The organism is Candidatus Methylacidiphilum fumarolicum (assembly GCF_949774925.1).
GTDB classification, from domain to species: Bacteria; Verrucomicrobiota; Verrucomicrobiia; order Methylacidiphilales; family Methylacidiphilaceae; genus Methylacidiphilum; species Methylacidiphilum fumarolicum.
Genome location: NZ_OX458932.1, coordinates 517,958 through 534,513, shown reverse-complemented (window position 1 = coordinate 534,513; position 16,556 = coordinate 517,958). Strand labels below are relative to the sequence as shown.

Annotated in this window: 17 protein-coding genes; 7 read left to right on the top strand and 10 right to left on the bottom strand. The window is 41.9% G+C overall.

Annotated features, from left to right (window positions below; all coding sequences use genetic code 11):
• Positions 1–13 precede the first annotated feature (13 nt).
• Positions 14–505 (bottom strand): Minf_1886 family protein, encoded by a 492-nt coding sequence (locus tag QOL44_RS02290; protein ID WP_009060163.1) that lies wholly within the window; start codon positions 503–505, stop codon positions 14–16.
• A gap of 404 nt (positions 506–909) precedes the next feature.
• Between QOL44_RS02290 and QOL44_RS02285 the strand changes: the two genes are divergently transcribed.
• From QOL44_RS02285 to QOL44_RS02260, 6 genes are all read left to right on the top strand, one after another.
• Positions 910–1,770, top strand: a complete 861-nt coding sequence (locus QOL44_RS02285; protein ID WP_009060165.1) for a type 2 periplasmic-binding domain-containing protein — start codon at positions 910–912, stop codon at positions 1,768–1,770.
• 121 nt (positions 1,771–1,891) lie between these two features.
• Positions 1,892–3,154, top strand: a complete 1,263-nt coding sequence (gene lpxK / locus QOL44_RS02280) for a tetraacyldisaccharide 4'-kinase (RefSeq protein WP_009060167.1) — start codon at positions 1,892–1,894, stop codon at positions 3,152–3,154.
• Positions 3,129–4,154, top strand: a complete 1,026-nt coding sequence (gene waaF / locus QOL44_RS02275; protein ID WP_009060169.1) for a lipopolysaccharide heptosyltransferase II — start codon at positions 3,129–3,131, stop codon at positions 4,152–4,154. Before lpxK ends, waaF begins: the two co-directional genes overlap by 26 nt.
• Positions 4,155–4,158: 4 nt before the next feature.
• On the top strand, positions 4,159–5,793 hold the full coding sequence (gene murJ, locus QOL44_RS02270; RefSeq protein ID WP_009060171.1) for a murein biosynthesis integral membrane protein MurJ: 1,635 nt from the start codon (positions 4,159–4,161) through the stop codon (positions 5,791–5,793).
• A gap of 43 nt (positions 5,794–5,836) precedes the next feature.
• Positions 5,837–6,787: a hypothetical protein gene (locus tag QOL44_RS02265; RefSeq protein ID WP_009060173.1), complete on the top strand. Its 951-nt coding sequence runs from the start codon at positions 5,837–5,839 to the stop codon at positions 6,785–6,787.
• Positions 6,771–7,289 carry a hypothetical protein gene (locus QOL44_RS02260; protein ID WP_134372439.1) on the top strand — a complete coding sequence of 173 codons (519 nt, stop codon included), beginning with the start codon at positions 6,771–6,773 and terminating at the stop codon, positions 7,287–7,289. Before QOL44_RS02265 ends, QOL44_RS02260 begins: the two co-directional genes overlap by 17 nt.
• A gap of 414 nt (positions 7,290–7,703) precedes the next feature.
• Here the strand turns inward: QOL44_RS02260 and QOL44_RS02255 are convergent, their stop codons facing one another.
• Both QOL44_RS02255 and QOL44_RS02250 read right to left on the bottom strand, forming a co-directional pair.
• Positions 7,704–7,859 (bottom strand): hypothetical protein, encoded by a 156-nt coding sequence (locus QOL44_RS02255; RefSeq protein ID WP_153300110.1) that lies wholly within the window; start codon positions 7,857–7,859, stop codon positions 7,704–7,706.
• Between the two features lie 320 nt (positions 7,860–8,179).
• Positions 8,180–8,323, bottom strand: coding sequence for a hypothetical protein (locus tag QOL44_RS02250; protein ID WP_153300111.1), 144 nt, complete (start codon positions 8,321–8,323; stop codon positions 8,180–8,182).
• 419 nt (positions 8,324–8,742) lie between these two features.
• Between QOL44_RS02250 and pyrE the strand changes: the two genes are divergently transcribed.
• Entirely contained in the window at positions 8,743–9,321 is a 579-nt protein-coding gene (gene pyrE, locus QOL44_RS02245) for an orotate phosphoribosyltransferase (RefSeq protein WP_009060178.1), read from the top strand.
• A 77-nt stretch (positions 9,322–9,398) separates the two neighbouring features.
• On the opposite strand, the gene QOL44_RS02240 is transcribed toward pyrE, so the two are convergent.
• From QOL44_RS02240 to polX, 7 genes are all read right to left on the bottom strand, one after another.
• Positions 9,399–10,055, bottom strand: coding sequence for an outer membrane lipoprotein-sorting protein (locus QOL44_RS02240; RefSeq protein ID WP_228343241.1), 657 nt, complete (start codon positions 10,053–10,055; stop codon positions 9,399–9,401).
• Between the two features lie 253 nt (positions 10,056–10,308).
• A complete protein-coding gene (glmM, locus tag QOL44_RS02235) occupies positions 10,309–11,682 on the bottom strand; it encodes a phosphoglucosamine mutase (RefSeq protein ID WP_009060183.1) in 1,374 nt (457 codons plus the stop codon).
• A gap of 10 nt (positions 11,683–11,692) precedes the next feature.
• Positions 11,693–11,929: a hypothetical protein gene (locus QOL44_RS02230; RefSeq protein ID WP_009060185.1), complete on the bottom strand. Its 237-nt coding sequence runs from the start codon at positions 11,927–11,929 to the stop codon at positions 11,693–11,695.
• A gap of 363 nt (positions 11,930–12,292) precedes the next feature.
• Positions 12,293–12,430: a hypothetical protein gene (locus QOL44_RS02225; RefSeq protein WP_153300112.1), complete on the bottom strand. Its 138-nt coding sequence runs from the start codon at positions 12,428–12,430 to the stop codon at positions 12,293–12,295.
• 141 nt (positions 12,431–12,571) lie between these two features.
• A complete protein-coding gene (gene cdaA / locus QOL44_RS02220) occupies positions 12,572–13,315 on the bottom strand; it encodes a diadenylate cyclase CdaA (protein ID WP_009060189.1) in 744 nt (247 codons plus the stop codon).
• Positions 13,312–14,175 carry a dihydropteroate synthase gene (folP, locus tag QOL44_RS02215; protein WP_009060192.1) on the bottom strand — a complete coding sequence of 288 codons (864 nt, stop codon included), beginning with the start codon at positions 14,173–14,175 and terminating at the stop codon, positions 13,312–13,314. Before folP ends, cdaA begins: the two co-directional genes overlap by 4 nt.
• Positions 14,176–14,539: 364 nt before the next feature.
• Positions 14,540–16,426, bottom strand: a complete 1,887-nt coding sequence (polX, locus tag QOL44_RS02210; RefSeq protein WP_009060193.1) for a DNA polymerase/3'-5' exonuclease PolX — start codon at positions 16,424–16,426, stop codon at positions 14,540–14,542.
• Positions 16,427–16,556 lie beyond the last annotated feature (130 nt).

Genomic DNA, 16,556 nt, shown 5'->3' with positions numbered 1-16,556 from the left:
AAGATAAATCTTCCTATTCTTTCGAATGATTATGAGTTTTACCAGAGTCGTCTACTTTCTTTTTACGTTTAGAAGAAGACTGGCTATCCTTTCTTCCTTTTCCTTTTTTGGCTACAGTCGATCTGCTCGGGAGAAACGGTTTTACAAAAGCGGTAGTAAAGCTGTAGCCCTTTTGAAAATCTTTCATGTCTGCCATTTCCGTTTTCCCCAACAATCCATACAGATCCATGTTTTTGATCATCTGCCCAAAATCCTTGCAACTTTTCACTCCCCACTCATTGAGAACCAATTTGCTCATTGGACCAAATTCCTTTAAAGCATAATCTTTCAAGCCCTCAAGGATCTGCTTACCACTTAGCTGCTCAATCTTTTGGTGTTTCTGCTTTCCAATTGTCTTCAATGTATGCTCCAGCCCTTCTCGGACAAAATAATAGCTTTCTTTTAAGTACCTGGAGTCTTTTTCAACAATTTCCTCAACTATGGATGTAAAATCACGTTTGCGCATAGACTTCACCTCTTATGGTTACTGGTTAAATCAATTGCACGTACTGAATAAGCCACAACATAAAAACGGTACAGTCTCCTTCCAATGTCCGATAGGATTATAAGGATCATTACACAGAGAACCAACGCTTGTTCTTTTCTGGTAAGCCATGAATTAAACCAGTTCAATTTATAAAGTGTATTAAACCGTATTTTATAACGGATATTTTTTTTAAAAAAATAATTTTATTAAAAATAGAAAAAAAACATTGCTTCTATCTTTTAAAATAACAGAGAAAAAAAGATTTTAAATAGGTTCTCTTTTTTTTATTCTTCTATCCTTCAATTCCAACAAAACAAAATAATAAGTTGTTTGTAATTATCCTATAAATCCCAGCATGTAATATTTTTCAGTCTTTTAAACCGATGAACTTACAACTTCTTGTTCCAGAAGGGCATCTTCTTGAGTCCTCCCTTTTGGATTATCAAAAAGCCTTTGGAAATCAATTGTCTCCAAGTTTTTATACGGATGAGACAAGTGCTTTTGAAGAAATCCAAAAAGAAAAATTTGATCTTGTGGCAATCCCTGACCGCTTGGTCTATACCCTCCAAAAACAAAATCTACTAGCCCCTTTACCAATCGATCAAAAGCTTTTGCCTCGAGTCGATCACAAGTTTCTATACCATTATTACGACCAGTCAAATCATTATTGCTGGCCCTACGGATGGACCCTTCTTGGTATAGGCTTCCCAAAAGCAACTGGCTCTAAAGTGTATCCAACTCATTGGTCAGAATTACACAATCCTCTCTATACAATAGATTATCCTCAAGATAGCTTTCTAAAAGGGCTAATTATCCAATCCATTGACAAAACATCCTTAGGGAAAACTTCCAATCTTGGTCAGAAGCTGGTGGCTCAAAATAATCCAACCCCGCCCCTGCATATTCGTATCGACACTATCTCAGAGCTCCTTAAAACGAATGAAAAAGAAAAAAAATGGACCGTCTACCTGCCCAAGGAATATTCATGGATCACTATTTTTCACTGGGCGATTCCGCGTAGTGCAGCCAACATGGATAGGATCAAAGAAAGCCTTCTTTTTTTGTGCTCTCCCCAAGAGCAAGCAGCCATTGTTTCTACCAATTGGCTGGGGGCTGTTTCACCGGATACTTATACAATGACTCCTGAATACCAGCGGCAATCATCTCTCCTCTATCCTCCTGAGACTTATCTCAACCAGTGCCGTTTCTTTAGGATGGATATTATGTCCATAGAGATAGAATAACCAACTGGTTGATGCCAAACAAGATACCTAAACAAAGCATTTCTTGAAAAGAAACGGCTTGCATTCTTTTTCATCGCTCGTTCTAATGGATGGAATCTCAAGGGGCTAAAGGTCTTTTCTTATGGCACGTTGGTTGGATAATTTAGAACAATTTGCAGTTGACGTCATCCTGGAACGCCGTTATGGGAAAAGGGCCACCATTTTTCGGTGGTTTCTGTCTTTTCTATCCTGGCTTTACAATCCTATTGTTAGGCTTCGAGTTTGGCTCTATAAGAAAAGACTTTTTCAATCCCACGAATTGGGCTGTCTGGTAATCAGCGTGGGGAATCTGACAGTGGGAGGTACGGGGAAAACCCCTGTCGTCGAAAAACTGGCGAAGGATCTAGCCTCAGCTGGGAGAAAAGTTGCCATCTTAAGCAGAGGCTACAAAAGCATTCCTCCGCCGTTATGGCAAAGGATCATTTCAGCATTCAAAAAAGATAAAGAGTTTATTCCAAGAATAGTTTCAGATGGACAAAAAATTTATCTCGATCCTAAGCATTCAGGGGATGAGCCTTATATGCTAGCTAAAAACCTAAAAGGGGTTGCTGTGATTACAGGGAAAAATCGTGTAAAAAGCGGCTTATGGGCCATCAGAAATATGCAGGTGGATATCCTTATTCTGGATGACGGGTTCCAATATCTCCCCTTGAAGGAAAGGCTCGATATCGTTTTAATCGATAGAGAAGCCCCTTTTGGGAATCGGCATCTTCTGCCCAGAGGCATGCTGAGAGAACCAAAAGATCACTTGAAAAGAGCTGATCTTATTTTCATTACCAAATGTGACGGTTCGGACCTTTCTTCGCTCAAAACTGAAGTCCGAAAATTCAATGGACATGCGCCCATCATTGAATGCGTCCATAAACCCAAGTATCTTTTCCAGATTATAACCCGAAAAAAAGAGCCGCTTGAGTTCCTCAAAGGCTTAAAAGTCTCTGCCATTTCAGGGATAGCGCAGCCTGAAAGTTTTGAAAAAGGACTTAAAAAATTAGGAGCTGAAATCGTTTATTCAAAGTACTTTGCAGACCATCATTGGTTTACGGAACAAGAAATTATCCGTTTTATGGAAAGGAGTAAAGCGCGTAATGCCAAAGCAGTTATCACAACAGAAAAAGATGCCGTTCGGATTCCCACCTGCCGTCCCTTTCTCCTTCCTTTCTTTTTTCTAAGAGTAGAAATTGAAATGCTTAATGGCAAGGAAGCTTTTCAATCGACCCTATTCGATTTCATTTCCCCTGGACGCAAATTTCGAATATCTTATTCTAAAAAGCAGCTTGCCGAAAATTTTCAACTCAGCAGCCCTTCTCTTGCTGGAAGATGTGAAAAAACTTCTCAAGGATATTAATACCTTGGACGGTTCTCTGTTAATTCGTTCTCCAAACTGGCTTGGAGATGCCGTGATGAGCTTGCCGGCAATCAAGAGCTTCAAAGAACTCGTTGGATCCGCTTCCTTACTTATTGCAACTCCTCAGAAGCTTTCCTTCTTGTGGACACTTTGTCCTTTCGTCGATGAGATCTTGGAAATGACCAATTCTAAAAATATTTTTGAAAACGTAAGAAAGTTGAGAAAAAAGAAAGATATCCAGATGGCTGTGCTTTTTACGCGTTCCTTCAGAACGGCCCTAGAATGCAAGCTAGCTGGAATCCCATCGGTTGTAGGGTACGGAAGAACCGACCAGTCTATTTTTTTAGATAAAAGGATCGTTATTCCAAAAAGCAAAGAGCCTTGGCACCAGGCAAAAACCTATCTGTTTTTTTCTCAAGCCTTAGGGGCAAAAGCCGACCTCTCCTTGCCCCCTCTCCAGTTACCCAACCACTGGCGCAAAACTTCCAGTCCCCTTATCGTCAGTGTCTGTCCTGGAGCTGAGTATGGCCCAGCAAAAAGATGGTTTCCTTCGCATTTTGCTTGGGTATGCCGCAAGCTCAAGGAAAAGTACGGCTGTCATATTCAAATTCTTGGGGGAGAAAAGGACAGGCTTCCTTGCGAACAACTTAAAAAAGAGCTCCCAGAAGCCGAAAATCTTTCAGGAAAAACAACCCTAGCAGTATTTTTTGAGAAAATTTTTAGCTCTCATCTGTTACTGTGCAATGATAGTGGCGCCATGCATGTAGGCTCCCTCCTTCAAACCCCCACCGTCGCCATATTTGGCTCGACCGATCCACAAAAAACTGCACCCATTGGCGGGCATTGTCGTATCATCTACGAAAAAGTCGATTGTAGCCCCTGTTTTCTTAGAAAATGTCCAATAGACTTTAAGTGCATGCAGGCCGTTGAGCCTAGAAAAGTTTTTGAAGCCTGCGATCAGCTTTTGTCTAATCAAAGAAAGTCTTATACTTCTGAATAATCGCATGGATGTCCAACCAGTAACAGAACCGAAGAGGTCAAGCAAAGCCTTTGGACTGGTCAGTGTCGCGGTGGCTATTTCAAGGCTTCTGGGACTTGCCAGAGAACTCATTTTCGCTTCTCTTTTTGGTGCAGGCACCCTTTTGGATGCCTTTTTGGCAGCTTTTCAGATTCCCAATCTTTTACGAGACCTCTTTGCCGAGGGCGCCTTATCCACAGCTTTTACAACTGTATTTTCTAAAACCGTAGAACTCGAAGGCAATAAAAGAGCATTTATGTTGGCTAATAGACTTTTTAGCCTTTTCTTTATTTTTCTTCTTTTCCTCAGCTTTCTAGGCATTCTGCTGGCTCCTATACTTGTAGAAATCACCAACTTCGGTTTTCACAAGATCCCCGGCAAATTCGAACTCACCGTGCAACTTACTCGAATCATGTTTCCTTTTATTCTTTTTGTATCCCTTGCAGCCCTTGTGATGGGGCTTCTCAATGCTTATCATATCTTCGGTCTGCCGGCTTCAGCTTCAAGTGCCTTTAACCTGACGTCTATCTTCTTTGGTGTCCTTTTCGCCTTCCTATTTGATCCTCAAAAAGATCCCTTTCATCCCCATTTTGGGCCTCCCTCCTTGTATGGCATATCCTTAGGGGTGCTCATGGGAGGTCTTGTACAGCTTTGTATTCAGTTTTTTGCTTTTCCCAAAATAGGGTTCCAGTATTCTTGGGAACTCAACGCAAGGGACCCAAAACTTTTGGAAATCTGGAATCTCCTGTGGCCTACAATGATTGCAGGAGCAGCAATTCAGGTTAACGTCCTGATCAATGGTATGTTCGCCTCTGAAATTAATGGGGCTAGATCCTGGCTTAACTGCGCCTTTAGATTGATGCAACTGCCTATTGGCATTTTTGGAGTCGCCATAGCTACGGTCACCCTTCCTTCTGTCTCCAGGCAGGATGCTCGTAACGATCGGAAAGCTTTTGGACAAACTCTTGAATCTTCCCTAAGGCTTGCTTTTTTTTTAACTCTCCCTGCGGCCATGGGACTTATTTTTCTTTCTGATCAAATCATTGCTCTCATCTATCAACATGGCCGATTCCTTCACTCTGACACGATTCAGACAGCTTATGCCTTAAAGGCTTATGCCCTAGGCCTTACTGGTTATGCTGGGATCAAGGTAATCAACCCATGTTTTTCTGCTTTGAACAAACCCCAGATCCCTCTTCGCGTGACACTCATCGGCATTGGCATCAACCTGGTATCAAACTTTATCCTTGTAAAGCTTTTTTCTTTTGGACATGTGGGTCTAGCCCTAACAACATCACTAGTCAGCCTACTTAATTTTCTACAGCTCTTCTATTTAATTGGAAAATATATAGAATTTGGCCGCTTCAAAAACTGGTTATTTTTTGTATTTAAGATTGGTCTTTGCGCCCTATGTTGTGGTGGCTCTGCCCTTTTTATAGCCCTTCAGCTGCAACATAAGCTAGGGCAGTCCTTTCTTTCTCTTTTAATTTCAACCCTTCTATCCATTGGATTTGCCATCCTCATCTACTTCTTCTCAACTGTGGGCATGGGAATAGAGGAAGGAAAAACTTTCCTCCGATTTTTATTTCAAAAAATATCCCGATCGTATAAAAAGGCATAAAGGATGGGGAAGATCTCCCTTGCTTTAAAAAAATCATCTTTCTATGGCTGAGCCTGAAGAAAAACCAAATCTTTCTCGGAAAAGAGCTAGATCCAAAAAACAAGTTTCTAAAAGAGCGAAACAAAAGGATCAGTCCCAATCATTCCTTTTGGAAAGTACTTCTCCGCTTACAGATCTTAACTTCTTGGAAAGCAAGCTCGAAAACCTGAAGGAACCAGCGTCACCATTAGAAAGCCAAGCGTCCCAAACCTCAAATATAGAAACAGAAAAGAAAACCGAACAACGACTTTCAGATTCCAATGGAATCGAGGAAAATCCGTCAAAACAAAAAGAAGCTCCCCTTTTCATACCCCCTGCTTCCTCTTCATCTGAGAATAATGAGGAGAGACAAAACACAACTAATTCTTCTTATCCCAAACATAAGACGCCTATGAATAATCCTGTGTCCTCTTCCCCAGTAAATCACTTAAAAAAGACAATCGAAAAACAAAGCAAGGAACAAAGATCTATACAAAATATCCTTACTGTTTTCCTTGTAGGTTTTATTTTCTTCTTTTCCATCGTCATTATTCTTGCCGTCTATGGAGGCATGGTCATTTTCAAAAAAATACACGCTCAGGATAGCTTGATTACGGATGTGGATAGGAAAGTAAACAACCGAATAGAACGAATGGCCAGTCAAGTAAGCAAGCAAGAAAAGGATATTGAGGAACTTGAAACGAGTCTTAATCAGATTCATTCCTATCTTACCGATACCGAAAAAGAACTTTCTAAAACAAAGGATCAGATAGAAACCCTAGAATCAAAGCTCACCAACCAGTCACAAAGTCTTCAACAAATAGCTTCCGACTTAAAACAAGAAAAACAGAATCGGATCATTAGAGAAGAAGCTCTTTTAAAAAGAGTTTCTCTGCTTGAAGAAACACAGAAACAAAACAAGAATTACCCTAAAAAAACTAAATCCCCGCTCCATAGCAATGAGTCTGTTCACTGAACTGCGACGGATTTCCCAAGATTGGTCCATGCGCATTCATAGGGCAAAAAATATACTTTTTCCTCAAAGCTGGGGAGAAGAAAAATGGCTTGAATTTTGCAAGGCCCTCTGTCTTTTCATTCAAGAAAAAGGCACTAACTGGAGCCAGGATGATAAACTGTATTGGGATCTACGTTGTCAATTACACGACGGGGGAAATCTTGTGTGCCAAGTGGAGCAAGATGGCCATGAGAAAATCTCTCTAGCTGTTGTCCAAACTGGAGGTTTTGTTGAATCAGGTCAAAGCTATGTTTGGCTTCTTGCAGAATTAGGCAAGGATGGGAAATTTCTCAAAGACCCTTACTTTGTAGATGGTATTTGGAAGGAAGCTTTTTTGATTTTCCTTTTGCCTCGACACAAACAGGCTGCCTTTTTTCTATCCGCTTTTAAAGAGACAACTTCTCCCCTCTCCGTTGAACCTCCCTCAGAGGCGCATAACCATAGCAGTTATCTTATCGATTGATCTTTTGCTAAAAACCTACTCAGGACTTGCTTTCGCCTGCTCCAAGTTCGTTCTTTTTGTCTTGGTTTTGTGCCGGGATGCTCCAGGATCGCCAAGACCGTTGCGTTCTCCAGGGGAGTGGGCTATACCCTGCATATCGTCATGTCCATTACAACCGATATGCTTCCTGTGCCTGGCGTAATCCGCACCAGAACAGTCCCTTTCATCGGGATTCCAATCGGGCGGTAGTCCGCTATTACAGGTAAACCTCACAGGAAGAATCGTATCCAGCCGGTTCTGCGGCATTCACAGCGAAATCTCCAGATCTCCGATCTTTTTTTGAGGTTGTATACACTAACCCTATCCGCATAGCTCGCCTACCCATCATGCCGGCACACAAACTTGTCCCCAGTGCAATGCTTCGGATGTACCTACCTACAACGCAGACAAAGCCAGAGAGCTATAGGCCAGGTTGACTTTCTCTCGAGAGGCACCTCCCGCAGGCGCCAGCAATTCGATTCGCTCTTGAAGCAGGCCGCTGTGCAGGAGCTTATTACAAAGAAAGCCAATCGCTTTTTCTCTTCCGTCCATTTTTTCCTCTTATAGATTTTTATCCTGATTCTTACCGCCAAAGTTAATAACCATTTTACGATTGTCTCATAGGCATCCTTGAGGGCTAACTTCCACACGTTCTTGCCTGTAACCCGCTTGGGCATTTGTATCCAGACGATAGGATCCGATCGCGCTCTTTGCGTTCGCAAGAGACTTTCCGCAAAACGGTCCAGGTCAAAAAAAATAGACAAAATACCGCTCCTTCTCAGCGGCATAGCGTAGGCAAAGATCTACTAGCATCTGGCGTTTCTTCCGGTTGAGCGGCAGGCTCGCCGCTCGGGATCGTTCGGCGCATCGTCTTATTTGGCTACACCAGCTTTCCCTATTTCGTCTTTCCTTTTGTATTGGCGCAAACCATAAAGAGGGCTTGGGAAAGCAGGGATTGATTGAAAGAAATTCCGTGGGGCATCCCCTCCTCCAGCCAAAGGGATTCGCCCGTTCATGACAGGGAGTTTGTTCTAAGAGAGGAGCAAAACTCCTAGGGACCATACAAAACTGAACCAGACCTGCCAGTCCTTGTGAGACACCATGACCACCGGAGACATCGGCCCGTTCCACCAGTTCCAACAGAGCTGAAAAATTCTTTCTCCAGTAGATTAGTCCACTGCTTTCCATCCTCCAGCCGTTCGGCCACCAGTTTGCCCGAGTCTGTTTGGTGAGTGCCCCCCTTCCCTCCGCCTTTCGTTACTGCCTATTGACGCTTCGACCAATCAGCGCGCCAAGCCTCTCTGGCGAATAGAGGTTCGCGATACCTATTTATAAAAAAAGTCAGCCTTAGGAGAGAAGAAGATTTTCAAAAAAAGATCTAAGCTAGCTTACATTTTGTGTGACTTAATTATTCTAAATTAATAAGTTTTTTATCATGATTGACATCGACACTACCGATCCACTAGCTCAGGATCTTTTAGAAGATCTCATCAAAAGTGGGGCTTTGCTTGAAGGACATTTTTTACTTAGAAGTGGCCTGCACTCTAGACATTTTCTTCAATGCGCTTTACTGCTTCAAAATCCTTCTTTGTGTGCAAGATATGCATCCTGTCTTGCAAAACGGATACAAGCCTTCCGTCCACAAACCATTGTTTCAGCTGCCATAGGAGGCATCCTGATTGGCCATGAAATTGCCAAAGAGCTAGGGATCAGACATATTTACGCTGAGAAATCCAGTAATGGAATGACTTTACGTAGGTTCAAACTCAAACCATTGGAACGGGTGGTGGTTGTGGAAGATGTGATAACCACGGGTGGCACTGTCAAAGACATCCTTAGTCTTGTTAGGGAACAGCAAGGGGTGGTGTGCGCCGTAAGCTCCTTGGTGGATCGCAGCACTGAAAGTATTGATTTTGGGGTTCCTTATTATGCATTACTTAAACTGCGTATTGATACCTTTCCTCAAGAAAAGCTACCGGAAGATTTAAAAAATACGCAAGCCATTCGTCCTTGAGACCCAGACAATTTTTAGAAGTGTTCTTTTAGGATTAAATCCTTCAGGTTCCAACAGGTTAAAAAGAGAGCCTTTGGCTACTTTTTTTCGAGTGATTCCATCTCCGTAGCCACCCCTGCTTGGGAATATTTTTCGTAGTTATCAGAATCAAGATTTTCCGTGTCTTTAGGTGAGACCGGCTTGCCCTCTTCGATTTGGATATAAGTTTTTGAAGAGGAAAGAGTTTTTCCAGGAGGGATCGTGGCAATTTGCATTTCTTTAATTACGTAGGCATCTCCAATGCGTTGTACGCTGTTGATATCTAATCTTTTGACGAGTTGATTAGCACTGTTAAAAGCTTCCGCCCGTATCAAAGCATAATACTCTTCGGCAATCCAGTATCTTACTTTGGAATAGGCTGAAGGAGTGTTTCCTGGATAAGCATCAAAAGCCCAACAACTGAGAGTCTTTATCGAATCTGTACCAAGCTGCTTTATCTTTTCCCATCGAATAAAATCCAAACACAGATCTTCGTAGCTTATGTCTGTATTCAGTATGTGTTTGGTTCGGTTCATACCAGTAATAGGCTGCCATGGCTCATTAGAGTGGTTTCTATAAGCTACAAAACTAGCCTCAGGATTTATCTCCACATAAATCATTAAAGGCAAGCCTTTAAAACGATACTCCATGGAACGGTCGTGGAGAATGAGGGTAATTGGATAGGTATCCTTGGCGGCTTGTATCGAACCTTTCAAAATATAGTCTTTAAGTCTGAAATTTCTCCAAAATCGACCTTGAATGAATTCCAGAGGAGGTATAGGCTTTTCCGGATTAGGCTTTGCCCACAAGGGCAGAGAAGAAAAGCTAATAGAAAATAAGAAAAAAAATAGGAGGAACCTCCTGCCTATTGTAGGCTTACACCGGAAAAAAAACATAGTTTTTAGAGTCCATTCCATTATCTACAAGAACAAAAATTGGAATATCACTTCTGAAATTTCCTAGATAGTATCAACTAAGTGATTCTCGAAGGAAAGTCAAAAGTTTTTGCCCGACTTTGTTCACCTGATCTTCATCTTTGGCTTCAACCAAAAGTCTAATTTTCGGCTCCGTTCCAGAATACCTAAGAAGAATCCGCCCTTTGCCATTGAAGGTAGCCTGAGCCTCATCCATAAGTTTTTTCAGTCCAGGAATTTCATCAAGAGGTTTTTTCTGGCTAACCTCAAGATTCCATAATCTTTGCGGATAACGTTTTAGCTTCTTTTTCAAACTGCCAAGACTGTTGCCTGTCGAAGACATTATTTCGAGGATGATTAAGGCTGTAAGCAGTCCATCAGCTGTTTTCGAATAAGCAAAAGGAATGATATGACCCGATTGTTCCCCTCCAAGAGAAAGTCCTTCTTTTTTTAGCACTTCAGCTACATTTCGATCACCGACGGCCGTCCGTATTACCCGGATTCCTTCTTCATGCAAGGTTTCATCCAGACCTAAATTACTCATCACCGTCGCTACTACGGTGTTTTTCGATAAGGCCTTTTTCTTTAGAAAATCCAAAGCCAGAATGGCCAAAATGTCATCCCCATCACATAGCTGGCCCTTTTCATCACAAAGGACTAACCGATCCCCATCCCCATCAAGAGCTATTCCTAAATCAGCACCGGTCATCAGAACAGCCTGTTGAATGTTCTGAGGATTCATACTCCCACAGTTAAAATTTATATTAATCCCATTAGGCTCTTTGCCGAAAGGAAAGACAGAAGCCCCAAAAGATTCCAATAAAGAGGGACCTGCCTCAAAGGAGGCCCCATTGGCCGTATCAATAGCAATCCTCATCCCTTTTAAACTCATCTCTGAAGGGAAAAAGCTCTTCAGAAGGTTTTGATATTCCCTCGTTGTATCCTCTAACAAAAGGATATTTCCCAATTGAGATCCTGTTGGTCCCTCTGTCCCTAGCCAATCAAACTGCTTTATTTCTTTTTCGATCTCTTTTTCGAGCTCACTGTCAAGTTTGCTTCCATCAAAGCTAAAAAATTTAAGTCCGTTATCATAAAAGGGATTGTGAGAGGCACTAACCATGACCCCACCAATTGCCTCATAAACTTTTGTAAAACTACCTAGAGCTGGAGAAGGCAGTACACCTAGTTCATACACATCCACACCTTGAGATACTACTCCAGAAATAAAAGCATATTCGAGCATCCTACTAGAAAGGCGGGTATCCCTGCCAACAACAATCCTATGCCTGTTTTTCGATTGACAATGATTAGTCAGGACTTTGGCGGCAGCAACCCCTGCTGCCAAAGCAATCTGTGGAGTCATGGGATAAAGATTTGCTTTTCCACGTATACCATCGGTTCCAAAAAGAGAATCCACGGACGAATGCATGAGAGTCGTTTTACTTTAAAAACTTAAGAGTAGTTAAAAGTTGATCTAAGGAGCCTGGTTCTATCGATTCTTTTAAAATAATCCATATAGCAACCGCAAGAACCAATGAAAAGAGTTTTTGTTTCCAATGAGAAAAGATGTTCATTTTTTCTTTGCTGACTTTCTGAGGTCTTTTCTCGATATCCCCCTGATCAAGTTTTACCGCATTAGCGGATTGAAAATTTCTCAATTTACAAATCAATAACATGCAACAAAAAGAAAATTCAAGTGGAATATACAAGCAAACGCTCAGCAGTTTCTTTGAATTGCTTCACAGAGTAAACATTAGTTATTGCTATTGCGATGCCAGTTTTGTTAAAGGTAGGCATGGCGTAAGCGAAAAATTCTCGCCAAGAGAAGGTCAATCCAGTCTATAGTTCTCGGGCTTTGTCCCCAGTGTGGATATATCCATCCAAAGCACCGAACTGGGATAAGTTTGTATGCCGGTATGGTAGGTATGTGAGCTATGCGGACAGGATTGGTACATACAAGCTCAAAAAAAGGAACGGAGATCCGGAAATAAGCCTGTGGACGCTACAGAACCGGCTGCATGCGATCCTTCCTGTGATGTTTACCCAACGGCATGGGTTACCGCTCGGTTGGAATTAGGATAAGGAGGACTGATCCGGAGCGGAAGACTCCAGGCTCTGGCATTCCACATCGACTGGACACGGTGCGGAACGAGTGGGAAAGTCAGGAAATCAGCCATTTCTGGCTTGCTAATACCATGCTAGATAACCGGAGAACGAAATGGCTTTGGCAATACCGAAGGGACTCGGGGCAAAACCAAGGCGAAAAGAACGAACTTGGCTCTAGCATAAGCAGGTCCCGAGTATGTTTTTAGGAACAGTTATATCAGTATTTGAGTCAGTTTCGCTCGCAAACCATCAGGGTCAAAATGTCTTTCCATTTTGCCTTTATAGGCTATTGAAATTACGCTTGTAACTTCAGAAATGACGACAACCACTGCGTCTGTTTGCTCACTCAATCCAAGAGCAGCCCTGTGTCTTAATCCTAGAAGCCTTTCCATCTGTTCCACTTGACTTAATGGGAAAATAGCCGCGGCCACCACAATCTGATCTCCTCGAATAATTACCCCTCCGTCATGCAGAGGCGTCCTCGGATAGAAAATCGTCACTAGAAGATCCGCACTGACTTGAGCATTAAGAATAGTCCCTGTATCCCTTGCAGGAAGATATACATCGTCCTGTTCGATAGCTATTAAAGCACCGATATGTTCTCTCTGCAGGATCTCAGCTGCATTAACAATATGTTCAATGACCTCAGATTTTTGTTGTCTTCCGATGTGGACGATACTTCTGCGTCCAACTTCTGCAAAAACCTGACGAAGCTCAGGCTGGAATAAGACTACCAGGGCTACAAAAAAAGATGGAGAAAAGAGCCTCAATAGCTCTGTCAATACCCTCAAATGGAAAACAGAAGAAAACAGAGTCAATCCTACAAGCACAACAATAAGGCCTGTCAATACCTGAAAACCTCTAGTACCTTGTAACAATTTCCAAATCTGATAAATAGCTGTCGCTATAATCAAAATCTCTAACAAACCAGAAAGTGGAAATCCAAAGAGTTTCATAGGCTGCTATCTGCCTTCCAAATTTTTTCAAGCAAATCCCTTGCTGCCACGGCCGTTACGACATCGTGCACTCTCCAGATTTCGACACCCTGCCAGAATGCAACAGTTTGGGCAATAATGTTCATCATTTCGACATCAACCCCATGCCGCTTTGCAAAAACTTGCAAAAAACTCTTCCGCGATACACCAATCATAAGCGGTCTTCCTAAATCATGGAAACGACTCAGTCGTCTCAATAATATGAGATTCTGAGTCTTATCTTTGGCAAATCCAAAGCCGACATCACAAATTATTCTTTCTTTGTCTATTCCCGCTTGTAAGCATCGATCGAGTTTTACCGAAAGTTCATTGAATACATCCTCGACAATGTCATGATACTGCGCCTCCTTTTGCATAGTCTTTGGCATACCGCGGGAATGAACGAGGACATAGCCCACAGGACTCCTTGCCACAACTGCCAAAAGTTCGGGGTCCCATCCTCCCCCAGATACATCATTGATAATATCCGCTCCATGATCTATTGCCATTTGGCAAACTTTTGATTTGTACGTGTCAATGGAAAGAGGAATCGTTAGTTTGGCTCTGCATCTTTTTAGGACTGGGAGAAGTCTTGTCATTTCTTCTTTTTCGCTAACTGGCTCTGCACCAGGACGGGTGGATTCAGCTCCTAAATCTATAAGGTCCACCCCACTGTCTTGCATCCAAAATGCTCTGTCGGCTGCCACTTGCGGATTTAAATACTGACCGCCATCAGAAAAAGAATCCGGAGTGATATTAATTATGCCCATAATTAAAGGACGCCCCATAGGGAAAACGATCTTTTGTTTACCTATATTCCATTGCATTTCTTTTTTTAACATGTCTGAAAATAAGGCGAAAAAAATATTTTTCTTAAGTTATAATCTGATAAAAAACATTATAAATTTCTGTTTGTCTTAGCCTTTTTAAATTCTATCTCTTCCTTTTACCCATCAAGCATGGCCAAAGTATAGAAAAATATTGCGTGTGTCCTACAAGCCATCATCTAAATACTGTTAGTCGCAATGGGCCACAAGCGGGAGAAGTAGCACAAGGATAATGTAGAGAGCTTTTATCTATAACTAATTTTTACTGAACGTAACTTTGCGACTTATAGGCTGCCTGCGCCATTCGCCATCGTACTTAATCCTGCTTAAAAGCTAGTTTACAAAGCAGAATAACCAAAAGAGACTCTTTCAAAAAGTTTCACTTCCCTTTTTTCCTTCCCTTTGTCTGCAAAGCAGCTCTCATTTCTGCTAAAGGCAGGCAGTTGACAACATCTTCTTTCTGCAGCCAACCTTTACGGGCAATATTAATCCCTATTTTAACGTAGCCAATCTCTTTTTGGTGATGAGCATCAGGGTTTATGACGCACTTTACTCCTTTTTCTTTGGCAGTCTTCCAAAGCCTCCAATCCATATCAAGCCGCATCGGCTGGGCATTTAGTTCAATCCAGGTGCCTGTCTGAGCAGCACAATCGATCACCTTTTCCATGTTGACAGGATAGGGTTTCCTCATCAAAAGGAGTCTACCGGTCGGATGACCCAACATCGTAACATAGGGATTTTCCATTGCTTTGATCAATCTTTGGGTATTATCCGATTCCTCATTAGAAAATCCAGCATGCAAAGAAGCTACGACATAATCGAGTTCTTTAAGTAAATCATCATGAAAATCAAGTTTCCCTTCTTTCAAAATATCGCACTCAATACCACTGAAGACATAAAAGCCTTTTGTTTGTGCGTTTAACTTTTTTATTTTTTCTAGCTGCGCCATGACTCTTTCCTCACTAAGACCATTAGCCTGAAAAGAAGACTTAGAGTGATCAGCAATGCCAAGGTATTCAAACCCAAACTCCATGGCCGCTTTAACCATTTCTTCTAAACTGCTTCTCCCATCACTCTCTGTTGTATGACAATGAAAAGTCCCACGGAGGTCTTTCAGTTCCACTAGTTTAGGAATCTCATTTTTTTCGGCGGCCTCAATCTCTCCCATATTCTCTCTAAGTTCTGGGGGTATATAACAAAGGCCTAAGGACTCATAAATGTCTTTTTCAGCCCGACAAATAATCTTTGATTCCAGTGGTTGAGAAACTTTCGGCATATCCTCAGATTCGTCCTCTAGCCTTCTTTCTGTCTGAGTATGTACTCGAAAAAGCCCCCATTCTGATAATTTTTTGCCTTGCGCAATCGCTCTTTGTCTTAAGGCCACATTATGCTCTTTGCTGCCAGTAAAATGAAGGAGCGCATAGGCATAATCCTCATCTGGAACAACACGCAAATCGCAAGCGATCCCTTTCTCTAGGATTACAGACGATTTCGTTTCACCATGATTGACAATTCGACTGACCTTTGGATAGTGGACAAAATAATCCATCACGGCGATTGGATCATTGGAAGTACAAAGAAAATCTAAATCTTTGACGATTTCTTTACCTCTACGGAAACTGCCAGCTATATTGAGATGAATAATCGCAGGATTTTTTTTCAAATAATCAAGCAGTGCTTCTACTGTATCGATTACCTCTCCATATCTATGGTATGCAGAAAAAGAACGGTATTGATTGATGCCCAAAAGGATATTTTCCTCAGATTTTGGTCCAAACCCCGCTAAGCCTGCAATACGATGTTCTTTGCAAGCTTTTTCAAGGGCCTCGATATCCGTTATGCCCAGTTCTTCATAAAGAAATTTTGCCCTTTTAGGTCCTAAGCCTGGAATATTGAGTAATTCCAAGAGTGTGGGAGGAAACTCCTTTTTTAATTCTTCGTAATACGGTAAATGGCCAGTAGTGACTAGCGTGACAATTTTTTCTTTGATACTCTCCCCTATGCCTTTTATCTCGTCTAACCTTCCTTGAGCAATAAGATCGCTTAGTTCCTCAGTCAACGAATCCACCGCTCTGGCAGCTGTCCTGTAGGCTCTAGATTTAAAGGGATTTTCTCCTTTTAGCTCAAGCAAAGTAGCAATGCTTTCAAGAACGGTAGCAACAGTCGATTTATCCACCTTTTTTTCTGGTAAAGAACCCAATTGCTGGATTGAGCCAGAAGGAGGTGTAAGAGACCCAAGGCTTTCCTCTTTTTTTTTCTTTGGCATAGCTTCTTTAATTTTATCGGTTTTTTTTCCATAAGAAAGCAGAGAAAGTACTCTTTTCCAAAAGACTATAAGAGAAAAAAACGGTCTATATTTTGCTACTTCCCCTCCCAGTAGATTTATTTTTTGCCCT

Coding starts and splice junctions, on each gene's coding strand:
- QOL44_RS02285 (WP_009060165.1), top strand. CDS start 910: ATGAACTTACAACTTCTTGTTCCAGAAGGGCATCTTCTTGAGTCCTCC.
- pyrE (WP_009060178.1), top strand. CDS start 8,743: ATGATTGACATCGACACTACCGATCCACTAGCTCAGGATCTTTTAGAA.
- QOL44_RS02260 (WP_134372439.1), top strand. CDS start 6,771: ATGAGTCTGTTCACTGAACTGCGACGGATTTCCCAAGATTGGTCCATG.
- lpxK (WP_009060167.1), top strand. CDS start 1,892: ATGGCACGTTGGTTGGATAATTTAGAACAATTTGCAGTTGACGTCATC.
- QOL44_RS02250 (WP_153300111.1), bottom strand. CDS start 8,323: ATGAACGGGCGAATCCCTTTGGCTGGAGGAGGGGATGCCCCACGGAAT.
- glmM (WP_009060183.1), bottom strand. CDS start 11,682: ATGCATTCGTCCGTGGATTCTCTTTTTGGAACCGATGGTATACGTGGA.
- murJ (WP_009060171.1), top strand. CDS start 4,159: ATGGATGTCCAACCAGTAACAGAACCGAAGAGGTCAAGCAAAGCCTTT.
- folP (WP_009060192.1), bottom strand. CDS start 14,175: ATGTTAAAAAAAGAAATGCAATGGAATATAGGTAAACAAAAGATCGTT.
- QOL44_RS02255 (WP_153300110.1), bottom strand. CDS start 7,859: ATGGACGGAAGAGAAAAAGCGATTGGCTTTCTTTGTAATAAGCTCCTG.
- QOL44_RS02290 (WP_009060163.1), bottom strand. CDS start 505: ATGCGCAAACGTGATTTTACATCCATAGTTGAGGAAATTGTTGAAAAA.
- polX (WP_009060193.1), bottom strand. CDS start 16,426: ATGCCAAAGAAAAAAAAAGAGGAAAGCCTTGGGTCTCTTACACCTCCT.
- QOL44_RS02230 (WP_009060185.1), bottom strand. CDS start 11,929: ATGTTATTGATTTGTAAATTGAGAAATTTTCAATCCGCTAATGCGGTA.
- QOL44_RS02225 (WP_153300112.1), bottom strand. CDS start 12,430: ATGGCTGATTTCCTGACTTTCCCACTCGTTCCGCACCGTGTCCAGTCG.
- QOL44_RS02265 (WP_009060173.1), top strand. CDS start 5,837: ATGGCTGAGCCTGAAGAAAAACCAAATCTTTCTCGGAAAAGAGCTAGA.
- cdaA (WP_009060189.1), bottom strand. CDS start 13,315: ATGAAACTCTTTGGATTTCCACTTTCTGGTTTGTTAGAGATTTTGATT.